Raw genomic sequence first — 19662 nt, 5'->3', positions numbered from 1 at the left:
ACCATGGCTCTGCGAACCCTCGATTCGCTGGGCCCGCTCGCAGGAAAGCGCGTCATCGTCCGTGTTGACTTCAACGTCCCCCTGAAAGACGGAGTCATCACGGACGATGGCCGCGTGCGTGCGGCATTGCCCACCATCGACCACCTCATCGGCCAGGGAGCTCGCGTCATCGCGTGCTCGCACCTGGGCCGCCCCGACGGTTCCCCCGACCCCAAGTACTCGCTCGAACCCGTCGCGCAGCGTCTGTCCGAGCTGCTCGGCAAGCCCGTCGCCTTCGCCGGCGACACCGTGGGCGAGTCGGCGCAGCAGGTCGTCTCTTCGCTCGGCGACGGCGACGTCGCGGTGATCGAGAACCTCCGCTTCAACGCGGGTGAGACGTCGAAGGACGAGACCGAGCGTCGCGCCTTCGCCGAGCAGCTCGCCGCCCTCGGCGACGTGCTCGTCTCCGACGGCTTCGGTGTCGTGCACCGCAAGCAGGCCTCGGTCTACGAGCTCGCGGAGATCCTTCCGTCGGCCGCCGGCTTCCTCATCGAGAAGGAGGTCGACGTCCTCGACCGCCTCACCGAGAACCCGGAGCGTCCGTACGCGGTCGTGCTCGGCGGGTCGAAGGTCAGCGACAAGCTGGGTGTCATCGAGCACCTTCTGCCGCGCGCCGACAAGATCCTCGTCGGCGGGGGCATGCTGTTCACGTTCCTGGCCGCGCTGGGACACAAGGTCGGAAAGAGCCTCCTCGAGAGCGACCAGCTCGAGACGGTGAAGGGCTACATCGCCACGGCGAAGGAGCGCGGCGTCGAGCTCGTGCTCCCCGTCGACGCAGTGATGGCCTCCGGGTTCGCCGCGGATGCCGACCACGTGGTGGCCGCGGCTGATGCGCTGGAGGACACCGCGTTCGGCGCCGACGGCATGGGCCTCGACATCGGGCCGAAGACGGCGGAGCTGTTCGCCGAAGCCATCCGCAGCTCGCGCACGGTGTTCTGGAACGGTCCGATGGGCGTGTTCGAGATGCCGGCGTTCGCCGCGGGCACGCGCACGGTCGCTCAGGCGCTCACCGAGGTCGACGGCCTGTCCGTCGTCGGCGGCGGAGATTCCGCGGCCGCGGTGCGTCAGCTCGGGTTCTCCGACTCGTCGTTCGGTCACATCTCGACCGGCGGCGGCGCGTCGCTGGAGTTCCTGGAGGGCAAGAAGCTGCCCGGTCTGGAGGTGCTCGGATGGGCATGAACCGTATGCCCCTCATCGCGGGCAACTGGAAGATGAACCTCGACCACCTGCAGGCGGTGGCGTTCGTGCAGAAGCTGCACTGGACGCTGAAGGACGCCAAGCACGAGGACGACTCCGTCGAGGTGGCGGTCTTCCCGCCGTTCACCGACCTGCGCACGGTGCAGACCCTGCTCGACGCCGACAAGATCGCGTTCGCCCTCGGCGCCCAGGACCTCTCGACGAAGGACTCCGGCGCGTACACCGGTGAGATCTCGGGAGCGTTCCTCAAGCAGCTCGACTGCCGCTACGTGATCATCGGTCACTCCGAGCGGCGCGAGTACCACGCGGAGACGGACGAGGTCGTCGCGGCCAAGGTGCAGGCGGCCCTGCGTCACGGGCTCGCTCCCGTGATCTGCGTGGGCGAGACCGCGGAAGACCTCGAGAAGCACGGCGCATCGGCTGTTCCGGTGGCGCAGCTCGAGACCGCTCTCGCTGGCGTGGCGGCGGATGCCGACATCGTCGTGGCGTACGAGCCGGTCTGGGCGATCGGCTCGGGCCAGGCCGCGACGCCGCAGCAGGCGCAGGACGTGTGCGCGAAGCTCCGCGAGGTCGTCGGATCGGTGCTCGGTGCGGACGCCGCCGCGCGCACCCGCATCCTCTACGGCGGATCGGTGAAGTCCGGGAACATCGCCGGCTTCATGCGCGAGCCCGATGTCGACGGTGCCCTCGTCGGAGGCGCGAGCCTCGTCGCAGACGAGTTCGCAGCGATCATCCGCTACCAGAAGCACGTCGGCGTGTGACGTCGTACGGCCCGGCGACCAACGACAGGTCGCCGGGCCGTACGCGTATCCGCGCAGGTGCTGGATATACTTGACCCTCGTGCGATCGGAACGATCGCCGGAAAGGTGACGACCACCGTGCAGATCCTCGAGTTCGTGCTGCAGGTGCTTCTGGGCATCACCAGCCTGCTCCTGACGTTGCTGATCCTGCTCCACAAGGGGCGTGGCGGCGGCCTGTCCGACATGTTCGGCGGCGGGATGAGTTCCGCGATGGGCTCATCGGGCCTCGCCGAGCGCAACCTCAACCGGTTCACGATCGTCCTCGCCCTGGCCTGGTTCCTCTCGATCGTCGCCCTCGGGCTCATCACGAAGTTCACGGTGCTCTGATGGCCACCGGAGGCAACGCGATCCGCGGCACCCGTGTCGGCGCCGGCCCCATGGGTGAGCAGGACCACGGTCACCACGCTGATCGCGTGGCGATCTCGTACTGGGACGCCCTCGGCAACGAGACCGTGCGCTACTTCGCCGCCGGTATCGCCGACGACGAGATCCCCGAAACGATCGACTCGCCCCATTCGGGGCTGCCGGCCGGCCGCGACAAGGCGAATCCGCCCGCTGTCGCCAAGACCGAGCCCTACAAGACCCACCTCGCCTACGTGAAGGAGCGGCGCACCGACGAGGAAGCCGAGCAGCTCCTCGACGAGGCGCTGCAGCAGCTTCGCGAGCGTCGCGGACTCAACTGACGCGACACCGTCGCGACGAACGAAGAGAGCGGATGCCACGGCATCCGCTCTCTTCGTTCGTGTCGTCGACGGTGTCAGTACTGGTCGTCGATGAGCTCCGGCGGCACCTGCGACGCCGTCGCCTCGTCGGTGAACAGGATCGTCCGGCGGGTGCCCTTCGCCCCGGCCGCAGGGACACTGTGATAGCTCGCACCGGCGAGGGCGAGGCCCAGTGCCGCCGACTTGTCGGGCCCGGCCAGCACCATCCAGACGCGCTTGGACGCGTTGATCACGGGACGAGTCAGGGTCACGCGGTCAGACGGCGGCTTCGGCGACTCGTGGACGGCTGCGACCGCGCTGTCGGTGATCCGGATCTCGCCGCGGTCGGGGAACAGCGACGCGATGTGACCGTCGGGACCGACGCCGAGGAAGCAGATGTCGAAGACGGGCCAGGCGACGTCGTCCGCTCCCGCAGCGGCGAGTTCCGCCGCGTAGGCGGTCGCGGCAGCTTCGGCATCCGGCACCTCGTCGGACGCGGCGATCGGATGCACGTTCTCCGCGGGGACGGCGATCGTGTCGAGGAATGCCCGGCGAGCGATCGCCTCGTTCCGGTCATCGCTCTCGCGCGGCACGAAACGTTCGTCGACCCACCAGAAGTGAACGCGTGACCAATCGACGCTGTCGCGATCGGTGTGGGCCCCCAGCCGTTCGAGCACATCGCCGATGATCCCGCCGCCGGCGAGTCCGACGTTGACGGTTCTCCCGTCCGCACCCCACTTCGCCACGCGATCGAGAAAGCGCGATGCGATGGAGCCCGTGAGGGTGTCGACGTCGGGGCTGATGACGACGCGTTTCTCGGCGGTGGGCATCTCAGGCGTCTCCTGCCGGTGAGCGGTGCAGCTGCGCCCAGCCGTCGGTGATGACACGGCCGTACAGGACATCGGGTCCGAGACGCCGTAGCTCTTCGGCGAGGCACTCGCGGAGCGTGCGGCGGGGGAGGACGAGGTCGTGCGACGGCTGGCCGGGCTGGGTCAGGGTGGCGTCGACCGTCGACGTCCGCTCGAGCAGGACGTCGCCGCTCGGGCGCTTCAGGCGCACGCTGCGGATGCCGTGCTCCCATTCCTCGCGAGGGGCATATTGCCAGTTCACCGGAACATCGAGCATCAGGCACAGCCACGCGGCGAGCAGGCCCGTCGACGGGGAGCTGCCGCTTCCGATGACCTCGACCTCGGTCACGGCGTCGTAGGGCGGCTGATCCAGCACGGCGGCGAGCTGCTCGCGCCAGTGCGTCAGACGGGTCCAGGCGAGATCGGTGTCGCCGGGCGCGTAGCCTGCACCGAGAGCGGCGAGTCGTCCGCTGTCGTAGGGAAGGGTGGCAGCATCCGTGATGCGGCGCTGCGCGATGCGGCCGATGGGGGACTGCGACGGGTCTGCCGGCGGGTGATCGGGCCACCATGCCACGACGGGGGCATCAGGGAGCAGCAGGCCCGTGATGAGGGCCTCGTCGTTGCTTGCTGCTCCGCCGCTGGCGCGCAGGACGATGACCTCGCTCGCGCCGGCGTCGCCGCCCACCCGGATCTGCGCGTCGAGCTTCGACTCGCCATCCGGGTTGGTGATCAGCACGATCACGCGCATGGGATGCTCGCGGGACGCGTCGTTCGCGGCCTCGATCGCGTCTTCTTCGAGTCCGTGCGAGGTCGCGATGACCAGTGTGAGCACGCGGCCGAGGGCGACCGCGCCGCCCTCCTCTCGCACGTTGACGAGTTCGCGGGCGATCTTCGACACGGTCGTGTCGGGCAGATCGACGATCATGGACGCCTCCAGACGCGGCCGTCGCGGGCCAGCAGCTCATCTGCGGAAGTGGGACCCCAGGAGCCCGGGGCGTACTGTTCGAGCGGGCCGCCCTGCTTCGCCCAGAACTCCTCCACGGGGTCGAGGATCCGCCACGACAGCTCGACCTCTTCGTGGCGCGGGAACAGCGGCGGGTCTCCGAGGAGGACATCCAGGATCAGGCGTTCGTACGCCTCGGGGCTCGACTCGGTGAACGCGTGGCCGTAGCCGAAGTCCATCGTGACGTCGCGAACCTCCGTGGCGGCGCCCGGGACCTTCGACCCGAAACGGATCGTGACGCCCTCATCCGGCTGAACCCGGATGACGAGGGCATTCTGCCCGAGCTCGGTCGTCTGGTTGCGCAGGAACAGATGCTGCGGCGCACGCTTGAACACGACGGCGATCTCGGTGACGCGCCGGCCGAGACGCTTGCCCGTCCGCAGGTAGAACGGCACGCCCGCCCACCGCCGTGTGGCGATGTCGACCTTGATGGCCGCGTACGTCTCGGTCGTGGACTCCGGGTTCATGCCGTCTTCGGCGAGGAAGCCGGTCACCTCTTCGCCGCCCTGCCAACCGCCGGCGTACTGACCGCGAGCGGTCGCCGTCGACAGATCGTCGGGCAGCTGGACGGCCGCCAGGACCTTCTCCTTCTCGGCACGAAGGTGGTTGGCCTCCATGGAGATGGGCTCCTCCATCGCCGTCAGCGCGAGGAGCTGCAGCAGGTGGTTCTGGATGACGTCGCGCGCTGCACCGATGCCGTCGTAGTAACCGGCACGCCCGCCGACGCCGATGTCCTCGGCCATCGTGATCTGCACGTGGTCGACGTAGTTCGCGTTCCAGATCGGCTCGAACATCTCGTTCGCGAAGCGAAGGGCGAGGATGTTCTGCACCGTCTCTTTGCCGAGGTAGTGGTCGATGCGGAAGATCGAATCAGCCGGGAAGGCCACTTCGAGCGCGGCGTTCAGCTCGCGTGCCGTCTTCAGGTCGCTGCCGAACGGCTTCTCGATGACCACGCGCCGCCAGGTGTCGGCGTCGGCGTGCTCGTCGACCAGGCCCGAGTCCTTCAGCTGCTTCGCGACGATGGGGAAGTCCTTCGGCGGGATCGACAGGTAGAACGCGTGATTGCCCATCGTCCCGCGATCCACGTCGAGCTTCTCGACGGTCTCGCGCAACCGGCTGAACGCGTCGGCGTCGCCGAACTCGCCCGAGACGAAGCGGATGCCCTGAAGGAGCTGCTTCCACGTCTCCTCCCGGAACGGCGTGCGGGCGTACTGCTTCACCGCGGAGTGCACGACCTCGGCGAAGTCCTGGTCCTCCCAGTCGCGTCGGGCGAACCCGACGAGGGCGAACCCCGGGGGCAGCAATCCGCGGTTGGCGAGGTCGTACACGGCGGGCATGAGCTTCTTGCGCGACAGGTCGCCGGTGACACCGAAGATCACCAGGGCGCTCGGCCCCGCGATGCGGTTCATACGACGGTCGTCGGGATCGCGCAGAGGGTTGTGGGCGCGCGAGATCTCCACGGTCATGGGAGGGGTCTTCCTACTGGGCGGCTTCGAAAAGGGTGAGGACCTCGGTTGCGGGGTCCGTCAGGGTGAGCGTGACGACCGGACGGCCGCGCTCGGCGAGGACTGCGGCGTCGCCGGAGGCCTGCGCTTCGATCAGTCGGCCGAACGTGAACGGCCGACCGGGAATCTCGAGGTCGACATCGGTTCGCTCGGTGATCTGGAGGAAGACGCCGTTCGCGGGGCCGCCCTTGTGATATTGACCAGTGGAGTGCAGGAATCGTGGTCCCCAGCCGAACGTGGTCGGGCGGCCGGAGTCCGCCGCGATCAGCTCGCGCACACCGGCCAGCTGCGGCACCGAGGTGCGATCGACGTACGCCTGCACGGCGACGTACCCGTCGGACGGGACGCTCTGCCACAGGTGCTCGAGGACGCCCGCCAGCGTGCGGTCTGCCGCGAGCGACGGGTCGGAGACCCGGACCTCGACACCGTTCTCGACGAACAGCGGTGCGGTGGGAGCAGGCTGTGCATCGAGCAGACCTCGCGCCGCAGTCTTGGCCGCCTCGACATCGGGCTGGTCGAACGGGTTGATCCCGAGCAGACGCCCGGCGATCGCGGTCGCGTACTCCCACACGAGGAACTGCGCTCCGAGCGACCCGCTGACGAGCACCTCGCCGGGATGCTGCTCGAGGATCTGGAAATGGACGGCGTCGCCGACGAGCCTGACGACCTGCAGGTCGTCGGGCAGCAGATCGAGCTCGGGGGAGAGCGGCGTCGCGACGACGGGCAGGATGCCGGTGCCGGCCTTTCCCGTCGACTCGGCGACCAGCTGCTCGATCCAGTCGGGGAGACCCACGATGTGGGTGCCGTCGCTGATGAGGGCGAGCTTGTCGCGGCGCGGCTCTCCGCCCGCGATCGCCGCAGCGAGCACGAGCGCGGGGTTGCGCGGATCGTCGACGGCCACCTCGAGCAGCGTCGCGTCGGCCTCATCGAGCAGCTGCCCGATGTCGGCTCCCGCGAGACCAGCCGGCACCAGCCCGAACGCGGTCAGGGCAGAGTACCGGCCCCCGACGGTCGGGTCGGCGGTGAAGACCCGGTGCCCCGCTTCGCGGGCCTCGGCCTCGAGCGGCGAACCGGGGTCGGTGACGACGACGATGCGGTCGGCCGGGTCGATGCCGAGGTCGCTCCAGGCCGCGGCGAACGCGCGCCGGGCCGAGTCGGTCTCGACGGTCGACCCCGACTTCGACGACACGACGAGGACGGTCTCGGCGAGACCGCCCGTCTCGGCGTCGCCGTCGATAGCCGCCAGGACCTGCCCGGGCGCGGTGGAATCGAGGATCGTCAGCGGCACACCGTGGGTGCGTGCGATGACCTCGGGAGCGAGCGACGAACCGCCCATCCCGGCCAGCACGACCCGGGTGATGCCTCGGTCGACGAGCTCGGCGCGCAGCGCCTCGATCTCCGCGACGAGCGGGCGCGACACGGTGACGGCCTGCACCCAGCCGAGTCGGCGGGACGCCTCGTCCGCGGCATCCGGCCCCCACAGGTCGGCGTCACCCGCGGTGATGCCGCTCGCCACCAGATCGCTCACGAGTCGGGGCAGCGTCTGCTCGACGACCTCGGAGACGTGCCCCGAGACGTGGATCTCGAAGCTCAACGGGCGCTCTCCAGAGCCGCGGTCACCGTGCCCTGCAGGTCGTGCCACGACGCGATGAACTTGTCGACACCCTCATCCTCCAGCAGCTGGGTGACGTCATCGAGGTCGACGCCCACGGCCGCGAGGTCGTCGAAGACCTTATGTGCGGCCTCGTACGCTCCGGTGACGGTGTCGCCCGAGATCACGCCGTGGTCGAAGGTCGCCTCGAGCGTCTTCTCGGGCATCGTGTTCACGGTGCCGGGAGCGACGAGCTCGGTGACGTAGAGGGTGTCCGGCAGGGCCGGGTCCTTCACGCCGGTGGAGGCCCACAGCGGACGCTGCAGGTTCGCGCCGGCCGCGACGAGGTCCTGGGCGCGCTGCTCGGCGAACTTCTTCTCGAACAGCTCGTAGGCGAGGCGTGCGTTGGCGACACCGGCGAGCGACTTCAGCTCGTTCGCGGCATCCGATCCGATCGCGGTGAGGCGCTTGTCGACCTCGGTGTCGACGCGCGACACGAAGAACGAGGCGACCGAGTGGATGCCGCCCAGGTCGATGCCCGCCGTGCGGGCGCGCTCGAGACCGACGAGGTAGGCGTCGATGACCTCGCTGTAGCGCTCGAGCGAGAAGATCAGCGTGACGTTGACGCTGATCCCTGCTGCGATGACCTCGGTGATCGCGGGGAGCCCGGCCTTGGTCGCGGGGATCTTGATGAGGACGTTGGGCCGGTCGACCGCGGCCGCGAGCTTCTTCGCCTCGGCGATCGTCGCGTCGGTGTCGTGCGCGAGGTCGGGGGACACCTCGATCGACACCCGGCCGTCGACGCCGCCGGTCTTGTCGAAGATCGGGCGGAAGATGTCGGACGCGTCGCGGACGTCCGTCGTGGTCAGCTCGAAGATCGTGTCATCGGTCGACGCTCCGGCCTTCGCCTGCGCCTCGATGGCCTCCTCGTATCCGACGCCCGCGCTGATGGCGGCCTGGAAGATCGAGGGGTTCGTCGTCACCCCGACGACATTGCGGGTGTCGATGAGCTCCTGCAGGTTGCCGGTCGTGATGCGCTGACGCGACAGGTCGTCGAGCCAGATGCTGACGCCGGCGTCGGAGAGATCCTGGGTGGGCGTGCTCATGCGTTGTTCTCCTCAACAGTTGCGCGGGCGGCCGCGACGACGGCCTCGGTGGTGATTCCGAACTTCTCGAACAGGGTCTGGTAGTCGGCGGACGCGCCGAAGTGATCGATACCGACCGAACGGCCGGTGTCGCCGACGATCGAGCGCCACAGCGGGGTGGCGCCGGCCTCGACGGACACGCGCGCCCGAACGGCGGCGGGGAGCACCGACTCACGGTACGCCTCGTCCTGCTCCGCGAACCACTCCAGCGACGGCGCTGAGACGACGCGCGCCCGGATGCCGTCCGCCGCGAGCGCCTCGCGTGCCTCGACCGCCAGCTGGACCTCGGACCCGGTCGCGACGATGATCACGTCGGGCTGACCGCCCTCGGCGTCGATGAGCACGTAGGCGCCCTTCGCGACGCCGTCGGTGGTCGCGAAGCCGTCTTCACCGCGGGGGAAGACCGGGACGTTCTGACGCGTGAGCGCGATGCCAGCGGGGCCGCCCTGACGACGGAGCAGCTCGTGCCACGCCGCGGCCGTCTCATTCGCGTCGGCCGGACGGACGACGGTGAAGTTCGGGATCAGGCGCAGCGACGAGATCTGCTCGATCGGCTGGTGCGTGGGCCCGTCCTCGCCGAGGGCGATGGAGTCGTGCGTCCACACGTAGATCGAGGGGATGTTCATCAAAGCGGCCAGACGCACCGCGGGGCGCATGTAGTCGCTGAAGATGAGGAAGGTGCCGCCGAAGGCGCGCGTCTTGCCGTGCAGGACGATGCCGTTGACGATCGCACCCATCGCGTGCTCGCGGATGCCGAAGTGCAGGACGCGGCCGTAGGGGTCGCCCGACCACTCGTGCGTCGACCACTCGGTGGGGATGAAGCTCTTGCCCGACTTGATCGTCGTCAGGTTCGACTCGGCGAGGTCGGCCGAGCCGCCCCACAGCTCGGGGAGCTGGTCGGCGAGGGCGTTGATGACCTGTCCGCTCGCGGCGCGGGTCGAGACGGCCTTGCCCGCCTCGAATGCCGGGACCGAGACGTCGGCCGGCAGCTCGCCGGACTCGAGCCGGTCGAGCAGCGCCTTACGCTCGGGGTTGGCGTCGGCCCACGCGTCGAACGACTTCTGCCATTCGGCACGCTCCGCTGCGGCGCGCTCGGCGAGGGCGCGCGTGTGCTCGATGACGTCGTCGGCGACCTCGAAGCTCTTCTCGGGGTCGAAGCCGAGCACCTTCTTGGTAGCGGCGAGCTCGTCGGCGCCGAGCGCCGACCCGTGGATCTTGCCGGTGTTCTGCTTGCCGGGAGCCGGCCATCCGATGATCGTCTTGAGCACGATGAGGGACGGCTTGTCGGTCTCGCCCTTCGCGGCCTCGATCGCGGCGTAGAGCGCGGCGACGTCTTCGACGTACTCGCCCGTGCTCTTCCAGTCGACCGTCTGCACGTGCCAGCCGTACGCCTCGTAGCGTGCGGCGACATCCTCGGTGAAGGCGACGTTCGTGTCATCCTCGATCGAGATCTGGTTCGCGTCGTAGATCGCGATCAGGTTGCCGAGCTGCTGGTGTCCGGCGAGCGATCCGGCTTCAGCCGTGATGCCCTCCTGCATGTCGCCGTCGCTCGCGATCACATAGATGAAGTGATCGAACGGAGAGGTGCCCGCCGGCGCCTCGGGGTCGAACAGTCCGCGCTCGTAACGCGCCGCGTAGGCGAAGCCGACGGACGTCGCCAGGCCCTGACCGAGGGGGCCGGTCGTGATCTCGACGCCCTTGGTGTGGCCGTACTCGGGGTGTCCGGGAGTCAGCGACCCCCACGTGCGCAGCGCCTTGAGGTCGTCGAGCTCGAGTCCGAAGCCGCCCAGATAGAGCTGCACGTACTGCGTGAGCGAGGAGTGCCCGGCCGACAGGATGAAGCGGTCACGTCCGAGCCAGTCGGTGTCCGCCGGATCGTGGCGCAGCACGCGCTGATAGAGGAGGTAGGCGGCAGGGGCCAGGCTCATGGCCGTACCCGGGTGGCCGTTGCCCACCTTCTCCACCGCATCCGCGGCCAGGACGCGGGCGGTGTCCACCGCGCGCCGATCGATCTCGTCCCAACGAAGTTCCGACACTCGGTCGCCTTTCTCGAGAGGCAGCGCCTGCGCATGCCGCTCCGCAGTCAGGAAGGGAGGGTTTCGGCGCCGGCGCGCGTATGTGTTCAGCATAGCGATGACGTCAGGCTGCCGGGGCGCGGACGTCGTCTTGTGACGGTCGTGGTACGGGCGGCCCGGCGGAGGACGTCGTCGGCGGATGCCCTAGACTGAACAGGTTCACAGCGGTGAGATGCGGGGAGCGATGGACATCACGACGACTGCGCGTTCGGCCTCTGTCGACACTTCTCGCGGAACGTCCTTCGGTGCCACGGTGCGCGCCTACGTCGCCCTCACCAAGCCGCGCGTGCTCGAGCTTCTGCTGGTGACGACCGTGCCGGTGATGATCCTCGCCGCCGGCGGCCTGCCGAACCTGTGGCTCGTGCTGGCGACGGTGGTCGGGGGAGCGATGAGCGCCGGATCCGCCGCCGCGTTCAACATGTACCTCGACCGCGACATCGACGCGCACATGAAGCGCACCGAGAACCGTCCGATCGTGACCGGCGAGGTCTCGGCCCGCGGAGCACTCGTCTTCGCGTGGACGCTCGCCGTGGCATCCACCGTCTGGCTCGCCGCGACGACCAACTGGGTCGCGGCATCCCTCAGCGTCTTCGCCATCTTCTTCTATGTCGTGATCTACACGATGATCCTCAAGCGTCGTACCGAGCAGAACATCGTCTGGGGCGGCATCGCGGGGTGCTTCCCGGTCGTCATCGGCTGGTCCGCCGTGACCGGATCGCTCTCGTGGGCGGCGCTCATCCTGTTCGTGCTGGTGTTCCTCTGGACACCGCCGCACTACTGGCCGCTGTCGATGAAGTACAAGAACGACTACGACGAGGTCGACGTGCCCATGCTGGGCGCCACACGCAACGGCTCGCAGGTCGGACTCCAGGTCATCCTCTACGCGTGGGCGACAGTGGTGTGCTCGTTGCTGCTCATCCCGGTCGCGCCCATGGGACTCGTGTACAGCGTGTCGGCGATCGTCTTCGGCGGCTGGTTCCTCTACGAGTCGCACCGCCTGTACAACCGTGCGGTCCGCGGCGAGCAGGCTCGTCCGATGCGCGTCTTCCATGCGTCGATCACGTATTTGACGCTCGTCTTCGTGGCCATCGCGGTCGACCCGCTGCTGCCCTTCTGACGCCGCCCCCGGCTGCGCGCTGGCTTCGCTCTTCACCTGGCAGCTGCTGCCCGCTCCGCGGCCCTGTGCGGGCGTGTGCTGCCAGGTGAGCTCGCCGGGTTTGGGCTCGGTTGGCGGTTGGCGCCGCTTCGCGGGGTGGGTGGGGGCGTGTGCTGCCAGGTGAGCTCGCCGGGTTGCTCGGTTGGCGGTTGGCGCCGCTTCGCGGGGTGGGTGGGGGCGTGTGCTGCCGGGTGAGCTCGCGGGGTTGGGCTCGGTTGGCGGTTGGCGCCGCTTCGCGGGGTGGTTGGGGCGCTCGGTGACACATGAACCGCGGGATCGGCGGGCCCACGTGGCGGGTGATGCCGCTTCGGGGTGAGGAGGCGCGACGGAGGGCTCGGGCTACGGGCACACGAGCAGAACGGCCGCCCTCCGCACCCGGGGGCCCGGGCGGCGCGAAGGACGGCCGTTCTGGATGTCAGCGGCGCTGGTCAGCGCTGCTGCGCGTCATCGGACGGCGACTCGAGGGTCGAGGTCGCGGCCGTGTCGTGTGCCGAGATGCCAGCGGCGGGCACCGCGGTCGTCTCGGTCGAGACGACGCGCTCCGAGGCGACGGGCTCCGAGGCGACGGGCTCCGAGGCGACGGGCTCCGAGGCGACGGGCTCCGACGCGACGGGAGTCGTGGCGTCCGGGGCGGAAGCGCCGCGCTCGCGCTTGCCGGCGCCGCGCGCGGAGGTCGGGATCGCCGAGCTCACAGCCGCGGCGGCGAGGGCGAGGGCCAGCCCGACGACGCCGGCACCGACGAGGATGCCGCCGAACACGCCCCAGATCTGGCCGACGTACACGTCGACTCCCGTGGCGGTGTTGTCGAGGATGGTCGCCTCCATGTTGCTGAGCTTCTCGACCAGGATGTAGGCGCCACCGCCGATCGCGGCAACCGATCCGGCGACGAGAATCCAGAACGGGATGCTGCGGACGAGGCGGGGGTGAACGGTCATGGTGCTCCTTCGTGTCGCGACCGCTGTCGGCGGCCTCGAACACTCTGCGGGGTCGACCTCTGCGTGCCCCATACGAAGCCTATGAGGCTTCTGTGCGCGCGACCTCTCGTTCGGCGGCGGGCGTGGCGCTCGACAGCGGAGCTTTCAGCGACATCACGACGGCGACCATCGCAGCCACCAGCGCGACCGCGAGCACCATGTGGATGTTGACGAGCACGATCGGCAGCCCCGTGCGCGCCTGCCAGAGCCCGACCGCGATCTGCAGCAACTCGACGCCGAGCAGCAGACCGGTCCAGCGCTGCAGACCGGTCGTGCGGGGGAGGCGGATGGCCCCCGAGACCAGCACGAGCGTCAGCACGAGCGTGACGTAGGCCGGCCAGCTGTGCACGTGCTGCCAGAAGATCGGGTCGAGGCCGTTGCGCGCCGCGGCGTCGTCGCCGGCGTGCGGGCCCGCCCCGGTGAGGAGGATGCCGACGACGACCGTCACCGTGACGGCGAGCGTCGTGGCGTGCGTGGCGATGGCGTACGCGCGGGGAACGATGCGCACCCGCGGTCCGGGGGTGGCGTAGAGGCGCACGAGGAACGCGGTGGCGAGCGCGACCAGGGCGGCCGAGATGAGGTAGTGCAGGCCCACGATGCTGGGGTGCAGGTGCAGCCACACCGTGATGCCCCCGACGACGGCCTGCACGATGATCCCGAGTCCGACGAGGAAGCTCAGCACGGGGAGTTCGCGTCGTGTCGCACGCAGTCGGATCACCGAGAGGAACGCCAGTAATGCGACGACGACCAGCACGCCGGTGAGGGTGCGGTTGCCGAATTCGATGACGCCGTGGATGCCCATCTCAGGGGTCGGGGTGAGCGAGCCCTCAGTGCAGTAGGGCCAGGTCTCGCATCCCATGCCCGACCCGGTCAGGCGAACGAGGCCGCCGGTGCCGACGATCCCGATGTTCGTGATGACGAGTAGCCACCCCATGACGCGCGTCCAGCGCGTGATGGCGGTCGGCATGATCGTCGCGACGAGTCCGGGGCGGGTTCGGACCTGTGTCATCGGAGTCCTCCGCGAGGCGCTCGATTCGCGCCTCGTACGTTCCGGGCAGGCCCGCGGGTGGGGGCGTTGCCTGTAGAATCGGGTGTGTTCGGGATGGCGGCGCGTGTGCACGTCGTCCCTCACAGTCTAGGCGCGGCATCCGCGTCCATCAGGCCCGCGAATCGGCATCCCCGTCCACGTGACTCCCGTCGGAGTCGGGAATGCCGGGACGGATGACACCGTTGCGGTGCGAAGAGGAGGAAAGTCATGTCGGATGTGCTGATCGACCGACCGGAACTCGAAGGCCTGGGGGTGTACGAGTTCGGCTGGCACGACACGGATGCCGCAGGCGCTGTCGCGCAACGCGGCATCAACGAGGACGTCGTCCGCGGGATCTCGGCTCTCAAGAACGAGCCGGAGTGGATGCTGAAGACCCGTCTGAAGGGTTATCAGCTGTTCGGCCGCAAGCCGATGCCGACATGGGGCGCCGACCTCAGCGACATCGACTTCGACAACATCAAGTACTTCGTGCGCTCGACGGAGAAGCAGGCGCAGTCATGGGAAGACCTCCCGGCTGAGATCCGCGAGACGTACGAGAAGCTCGGCATCCCCGAGGCCGAGCGGCAGCGCCTCGTCGCCGGTGTCGCGGCGCAGTACGAGTCCGAGGTCGTGTATCACCAGATCCGCGAAGACCTCGAGGCGCAGGGCGTCATCTTCATGGACACCGACACAGCGCTCCGTGAGCACCCGGAGTTCTTCGAGGAGTACTTCGGCACCGTCATCCCGGCCGGCGACAACAAGTTCGCCGCGCTGAACACGGCCGTCTGGTCGGGCGGGTCGTTCGTCTACGTCCCCAAGGGCGTCCACGTCGAGATCCCGCTGCAGGCCTACTTCCGGATCAACACCGAGAACATGGGCCAGTTCGAGCGGACGCTGATCATCGCCGACGAGGACAGCTACGTCCACTACATCGAGGGATGCACCGCGCCGATCTACAAGAGCGACTCGCTCCACTCGGCGGTTGTCGAGATCATCGTCAAGAAGAACGCCCGCGTTCGCTACACGACGATCCAGAACTGGTCGAACAACGTGTACAACCTCGTCACCAAGCGTGCGGTCGCGCACGAGGGCGCGACGATGGAGTGGGTCGACGGCAACATCGGATCGAAGGTGACGATGAAGTACCCGTCGATCTACCTGATGGGCGAGCACGCCAAGGGCGAGACGCTCTCGGTGGCCTTCGCCGGTCCCGGTCAGCACCAGGACGCGGGCGCCAAGATGATCCACATGGCGCCGTACACGCAGTCGTCGATCGTGTCGAAGTCGATCGCACGCGGCGGCGGCCGGGCCGGCTACCGCGGCGAGGTGCGGGTCGATGCGAACGCGCATCACTCGGCGAACACCGTGCGGTGCGATGCCCTGCTCGTCGACACCATCTCGCGATCCGACACCTATCCCGCGATCGACATCCGCGTCGACGACGTCCAGCTCGGCCACGAGGCCACCGTGTCGAAGGTCTCCGAGGAGCAGCTGTTCTACCTCATGAGCCGCGGCATGCCCGAGGACGAGGCGATGGCCATGATCGTGCGCGGGTTCATCGAGCCGATCGCGCGTGAGCTCCCGATGGAGTACGCCCTCGAACTCAACAAGCTCATCGAGATGGGCATGGAAGGCAGCGTCGGCTGATATGACGAGCGTCACCCAGGCCCCCGCCACCGGCGAGAAGGGCCACATCGACCCTGCGGCGGCATTCGTGCCGATCCAGACGCGGTCCGAGCGGCCGGCGTCGTACGACCCGGCCGACTTCGCCACCCCGACGGGCCGCGAGGTCAACTGGAAGCACACACCGATCGATCGACTGGCTCCGCTGCTGGTGGACGAGCCCGGCCCGACGGGGGTCGTGTCCGTCGAGGTCAGCGCGCCGGCGGAGGTCGAGCAGGCTCGGCTCCGTGTCGGCGACGCGCCCCGGGGCGAGGTGTTCCGTCCGGAGGATCTGCCGAGTGCCATCGCGTGGTCGCAGGAGCACGAGGCTCCGCTGCTGCGGATCCCGGCCGGCGTCGAACTGAGCGAGCCGGTGGTCGTCAGCCTTCGGGGCAACGGCGGACTCGCGCACGCCCACGTCGTGATCGAGGCCATGCCGAACGCACGCGGAACGGTGATCCTGCGCCACGAGGGCACCGCCGCACATGCGCAGAACGTCGAGATCATCGCTCGCGACGGCTCGGCCCTGACGGTCGTCTCGCTGCAGCGCTGGGATGACGACGCCGTGCACGCCGCGGCGCACCAGGCGCGCGTCGACCGCGACGCCTCGCTCACCCACGTCGTGGTGAGCCTCGGCGGCGCGGTGGTCCGCGTGAACCCGTCGCTCGAACTCGCGGGCTCCGGCGCCGAGGGACGCATGTACGGACTGTCGTTCGCGGATGCGGGACAGCATCTCGAGAGCCAGGTCTACCTCCATCACAAGGGCCCGCAGACCGTCGGCGACGTGCTCTACAAGGGCGCGCTGCAAGGCGAGAGCGCCCACAGTGTGTGGATCGGCGATGTCCTGATCGGCCCGGATGCCGTGGGCACCGACTCGTACGAGGCGAACCGCAATCTCGTCCTCACCGACGGCGCCCGAGCCGACTCGATCCCGAACCTTGAGATCGAGACCGGTGACATCCGGGGCGCCGGCCACGCCAGCGCGACCGGACGATTCGACGACCAGCAGCTGTTCTACCTGCAGGCGCGCGGCATCCCCGAGGCTGAGGCGCGTCGTCTCGTCGTGCTCGGCTTCCTCGCCGAGATCGTCCAGAAGATGGGCGTCGACGAGCTGGCCGACGAGCTGTTGGAGGCCATCGAGGCCGAGCTCGCCGCCGGAGCCGGCGCGTGACCGCGCAGAAGGTCCTGAAGCTCAGCGAGCTCGAGCAGGACACCGCTGTGCGCGTCGTCATCGACAAAGTCCCCATGGCCGTCGTGCTCGACGGCAACGGCGAGGTGCACGCGATCGGCGATACCTGCACCCACGGCGACATCTCGCTCGCCGAGGGTTTCGTCGAAGGTGACACGCTGGAGTGCTGGGCCCACGGCTCGGCGTTCTCATTGCGCACCGGCGCACCGCTGAATCTCCCGGCCTACGAGCCGGTCCCCGTTTACGAGGTCACGATCGACGGGGACGACATCCTCATCGATCCCGCCGTGACCCGCGATGTGAAGTGAAGTAAGGAACCCGACATGTCTGTTCTCGAGATCCGCGACCTGCACGTGACGGTCGAGACCGAGGCGGGGCCCACCCCGATCCTCAACGGTGTCACCCTCACGGTGCGCACCGGCGAGACCCACGCGATCATGGGGCCCAACGGCTCCGGCAAGTCGACGCTCGCCTACGCGATCGCCGGTCACCCCAAGTACACCGTCACCGGCGGCTCGATCACGCTCGACGGCGAGGACGTCCTCGAGATGTCCGTCGACGAGCGCGCTCGTGCGGGCCTCTTCCTCGCGATGCAGTACCCGGTCGAGGTGCCCGGCATCACGGTCACGAACTTCCTCCGTACCGCCAAGACGGCCGTCGCGGGAGAGGCGCCGGCGATCCGGTCGTGGACGAAGGATGTCAAGCAGGCGATGGCCAACCTGCGCATGGACCCGAAGTTCGCGCAGCGCAACGTCAACGAGGGCTTCTCGGGCGGCGAGAAGAAGCGCCACGAGATCCTCCAGCTCGAGCTGCTCAAGCCGAAGATCGCGGTGCTCGACGAGACCGACTCCGGTCTCGATGTCGACGCGCTCAAGATCGTCTCCGAGGGCGTGAATCGGGCGAAGTCCGAGACCGACCTGGGCGTGCTGTTGATCACGCACTACACCCGCATCCTGCGCTACATCCAGCCGCAGTTCGTCCACGTCATGGTCAAGGGCCGTATCGTCGAGGAAGGCGGCCCCGAGCTCGCCGACCGACTCGAAGAAGAGGGCTACGACCGCTTCCTCGACGCCGACGCCCCCGTCGACGCGTAAGATCGTTACATGACCGCAACACTCGCGCCCGAGAAGTACGACGAGGTCACCGAGGCCCTCAAGGACGTCATGGACCCCGAGCTGGGGATCAACGTCGTCGACCTGGGTCTCATCTACGACCTCGCGTGGGACGACGAGAACGACGCTCTCATCATCCACATGACGCTGACGTCGGCGGGCTGCCCGCTGACCGACGTCCTCGAGGAGCAGACAGCACAGGCCCTCGACGACGTCGTGGATCGCTTTCGCATCAACTGGGTGTGGATGCCGCCGTGGGGCCCCGAGCGGATCACCGACGACGGCCGCGACATGATGCGCGCCCTCGGTTTCGCGATCTGACGGAACTCCGGAGACGAAAGCCCTCGTGACCGCCCCTCGGCGGCGACGGGGGCTTTCGTCATGCGGCGACACCTTCCGGCGGACCGACCGGCGCCGCGATTAGGCTCGCCGAATGAACATCCAGCCCCTCGACGCCCTCCCGCTCGAGACGCTGCGGCGACGGTCGAGCACGAAATGGCGATCGTATCCGCACGACGTCATCCCGATGTTCGTCGCCGAGACCGACTTCGCGCTGGCCGAGCCGATCACGCGTGCGCTTCGCGAAGCGGTCGAGATCGGTGACACCGGCTACACGCCCCCGCAGCCCGGCATCGCGGAGGCGTTCGTCGGATTCGCCCAGCGGCGGTGGGGATGGACGGTCGACCCGAACCGCGTCCGCTGGACCGGAGACGTCATGATGGGCGTCGTCGAGCTCCTGCGTGCCACGGTCGCCCCCGGAGATCGGGTCGTGGTCAATCCTCCGGTCTACCCGCCGTTCTTCGACACGGTCGCCGAGGCGGGGGCCATCGTCGAGGAGGTGTCGCTCGTCGATACGGGGTCGGCCTGGGAGCTCGACATCGACGGTATCGAGCGGGCTCTCGCCGCCGGTGCCCGGGCCGTGCTGCTGTGCAACCCTCACAATCCGACGGGAACGGTCCATTCGCTCGAGTCTCTCCGCGCGCTCGCGGCGATCGCGCGCAGGTATGACGCCGTCGTGATCAGCGACGAGATCCACGGCCCGCTCGCCGCGGCTGACGTCGTGTTCACCCCATTTCTCACGGCATCGTCGGAGGCCGCCGCGGTCGGGTACGCCGTGACGAGCGCGTCCAAGGCCTACAACCTCGCCGGTCTGAAGTGCGCCGTGATGGTGACGGCATCCGAGGCGAACGCCGATGTCGTGCGCGGCCTGCCCTGGGAGGTCGAATGGCGCACCGGTCTGTTCGGCGCGCTGGCGACGATCGCCGCGTTCTCTCCGGAGTCGGATGCGTGGCTCGACGGTCTGCTCGCTCGGCTCGACCTCAATCGGCGGCTGCTGGGTGAGCTGCTGGCCGAGCATCTCCCGCGGGCGCGCTATCGCATCCCAGACGCGGGATTCCTCGCGTGGATAGACGTGTCGGCGTACGGCTGGGGCGACGACCCGGCCGACGCGATCCGTGACGGCTCGCGCGTCGCGCTCCACCATGGGCCGTTCTTCGGAACGGAGGGCGTCGGGCACGTGCGTCTGAACTTCGGCTGCGGGCCCGAGGTCCTGCGAGAGGCCGTCGGCCGCGTCGGCGCGTTCGCCCGTCAGACGGTGCTTGCCCGCGGGTGAGCCGCATCACGCTCGACTCGCCAAGG

The 19662-nt window shown here is 68.8% G+C and carries 19 protein-coding genes; 11 read left to right on the top strand and 8 right to left on the bottom strand.

The window, feature by feature from the left end; translation table 11 throughout:
* Positions 1 to 3: 3 nt before the first annotated feature.
* The 4 genes from DEU36_RS03475 to DEU36_RS03460 all read left to right on the top strand — a co-directional run bounded on the left by DEU36_RS03475 (position 4) and on the right by DEU36_RS03460 (position 2719).
* On the top strand, positions 4 to 1218 hold the full coding sequence (locus DEU36_RS03475; RefSeq protein ID WP_120262936.1) for a phosphoglycerate kinase: 1215 nt from the start codon (positions 4 to 6) through the stop codon (positions 1216 to 1218).
* Positions 1209 to 1997: a triose-phosphate isomerase gene (gene tpiA, locus DEU36_RS03470; RefSeq protein ID WP_120262935.1), complete on the top strand. Its 789-nt coding sequence runs from the start codon at positions 1209 to 1211 to the stop codon at positions 1995 to 1997. Before DEU36_RS03475 ends, tpiA begins: the two co-directional genes overlap by 10 nt.
* A 117-nt stretch (positions 1998 to 2114) precedes the next feature.
* Entirely contained in the window at positions 2115 to 2363 is a 249-nt protein-coding gene (secG, locus tag DEU36_RS03465) for a preprotein translocase subunit SecG (RefSeq protein ID WP_036304945.1), read from the top strand.
* Positions 2363 to 2719 (top strand): RNA polymerase-binding protein RbpA, encoded by a 357-nt coding sequence (locus tag DEU36_RS03460; RefSeq protein WP_120262934.1) that lies wholly within the window; start codon positions 2363 to 2365, stop codon positions 2717 to 2719. Before secG ends, DEU36_RS03460 begins: the two co-directional genes overlap by 1 nt.
* A 74-nt stretch (positions 2720 to 2793) precedes the next feature.
* Here DEU36_RS03460 and pgl read toward each other — a convergent pair whose 3' ends face one another.
* From pgl to tkt, 6 genes are read right to left on the bottom strand one after another with little or no spacing between them, the layout of a single operon-like run.
* Positions 2794 to 3567 (bottom strand): 6-phosphogluconolactonase, encoded by a 774-nt coding sequence (gene pgl, locus DEU36_RS03455; RefSeq protein ID WP_120262933.1) that lies wholly within the window; start codon positions 3565 to 3567, stop codon positions 2794 to 2796.
* Between the two features lies 1 nt (position 3568).
* Complete coding sequence (locus DEU36_RS03450) at positions 3569 to 4510, bottom strand: glucose-6-phosphate dehydrogenase assembly protein OpcA (protein WP_120262932.1); 942 nt, start codon at positions 4508 to 4510, stop codon at positions 3569 to 3571.
* The gene (zwf, locus tag DEU36_RS03445) at positions 4507 to 6054 is read right to left on the bottom strand and encodes a glucose-6-phosphate dehydrogenase (RefSeq protein WP_120262931.1); all 1548 of its coding nucleotides are present in this window, start codon (positions 6052 to 6054) and stop codon (positions 4507 to 4509) included. The genes DEU36_RS03450 and zwf overlap by 4 nt, the downstream gene beginning before the upstream one ends.
* 13 nt (positions 6055 to 6067) lie before the next feature.
* Entirely contained in the window at positions 6068 to 7687 is a 1620-nt protein-coding gene (locus tag DEU36_RS03440; protein WP_120262930.1) for a glucose-6-phosphate isomerase, read from the bottom strand.
* Positions 7684 to 8790, bottom strand: a complete 1107-nt coding sequence (gene tal, locus DEU36_RS03435; RefSeq protein ID WP_120262929.1) for a transaldolase — start codon at positions 8788 to 8790, stop codon at positions 7684 to 7686. Before tal ends, DEU36_RS03440 begins: the two co-directional genes overlap by 4 nt.
* The gene (gene tkt, locus DEU36_RS03430; RefSeq protein WP_120264335.1) at positions 8787 to 10865 is read right to left on the bottom strand and encodes a transketolase; all 2079 of its coding nucleotides are present in this window, start codon (positions 10863 to 10865) and stop codon (positions 8787 to 8789) included. The genes tal and tkt overlap by 4 nt, the downstream gene beginning before the upstream one ends.
* A 223-nt stretch (positions 10866 to 11088) precedes the next feature.
* On the opposite strand from tkt, the gene DEU36_RS03425 reads away from it, so the two are divergent.
* Entirely contained in the window at positions 11089 to 12021 is a 933-nt protein-coding gene (locus DEU36_RS03425; RefSeq protein ID WP_120262928.1) for a heme o synthase, read from the top strand.
* Positions 12022 to 12488: 467 nt separating this feature from the next.
* Here DEU36_RS03425 and DEU36_RS03420 read toward each other — a convergent pair whose 3' ends face one another.
* Positions 12489 to 12995 carry a dinucleotide-utilizing enzyme gene (locus DEU36_RS03420; RefSeq protein WP_120262927.1) on the bottom strand — a complete coding sequence of 169 codons (507 nt, stop codon included), beginning with the start codon at positions 12993 to 12995 and terminating at the stop codon, positions 12489 to 12491.
* 79 nt (positions 12996 to 13074) lie between these two features.
* Positions 13075 to 14043 (bottom strand): heme A synthase, encoded by a 969-nt coding sequence (locus DEU36_RS03415; protein WP_120262926.1) that lies wholly within the window; start codon positions 14041 to 14043, stop codon positions 13075 to 13077.
* 246 nt (positions 14044 to 14289) lie between these two features.
* Between DEU36_RS03415 and sufB the strand changes: the two genes are divergently transcribed.
* The 6 genes from sufB (at position 14290) to DEU36_RS03385 (ending at position 19636) form a co-directional block, all read left to right on the top strand.
* A complete protein-coding gene (gene sufB, locus DEU36_RS03410) occupies positions 14290 to 15708 on the top strand; it encodes a Fe-S cluster assembly protein SufB (protein ID WP_120262925.1) in 1419 nt (472 codons plus the stop codon).
* A 1-nt stretch (position 15709) separates the two neighbouring features.
* Entirely contained in the window at positions 15710 to 16894 is a 1185-nt protein-coding gene (sufD, locus tag DEU36_RS03405) for a Fe-S cluster assembly protein SufD (protein ID WP_120262924.1), read from the top strand.
* The gene (locus DEU36_RS03400) at positions 16891 to 17220 is read left to right on the top strand and encodes a non-heme iron oxygenase ferredoxin subunit (RefSeq protein ID WP_120262923.1); all 330 of its coding nucleotides are present in this window, start codon (positions 16891 to 16893) and stop codon (positions 17218 to 17220) included. The genes sufD and DEU36_RS03400 overlap by 4 nt, the downstream gene beginning before the upstream one ends.
* Positions 17221 to 17235: 15 nt before the next feature.
* A complete protein-coding gene (gene sufC / locus DEU36_RS03395) occupies positions 17236 to 18006 on the top strand; it encodes a Fe-S cluster assembly ATPase SufC (RefSeq protein WP_120262922.1) in 771 nt (256 codons plus the stop codon).
* Between the two features lie 9 nt (positions 18007 to 18015).
* The gene (locus DEU36_RS03390) at positions 18016 to 18345 is read left to right on the top strand and encodes a metal-sulfur cluster assembly factor (RefSeq protein WP_120262921.1); all 330 of its coding nucleotides are present in this window, start codon (positions 18016 to 18018) and stop codon (positions 18343 to 18345) included.
* Between the two features lie 112 nt (positions 18346 to 18457).
* A complete protein-coding gene (locus DEU36_RS03385; protein WP_120262920.1) occupies positions 18458 to 19636 on the top strand; it encodes a MalY/PatB family protein in 1179 nt (392 codons plus the stop codon).
* Positions 19637 to 19662: the final 26 nt, after the last annotated feature.

Source organism: Microbacterium sp. AG238 (assembly GCF_003610405.1).
In the GTDB taxonomy this organism is placed as follows: Bacteria; Actinomycetota; Actinomycetes; order Actinomycetales; family Microbacteriaceae; genus Microbacterium.
This window is presented reverse-complemented; position numbering and strand designations above follow the sequence as displayed.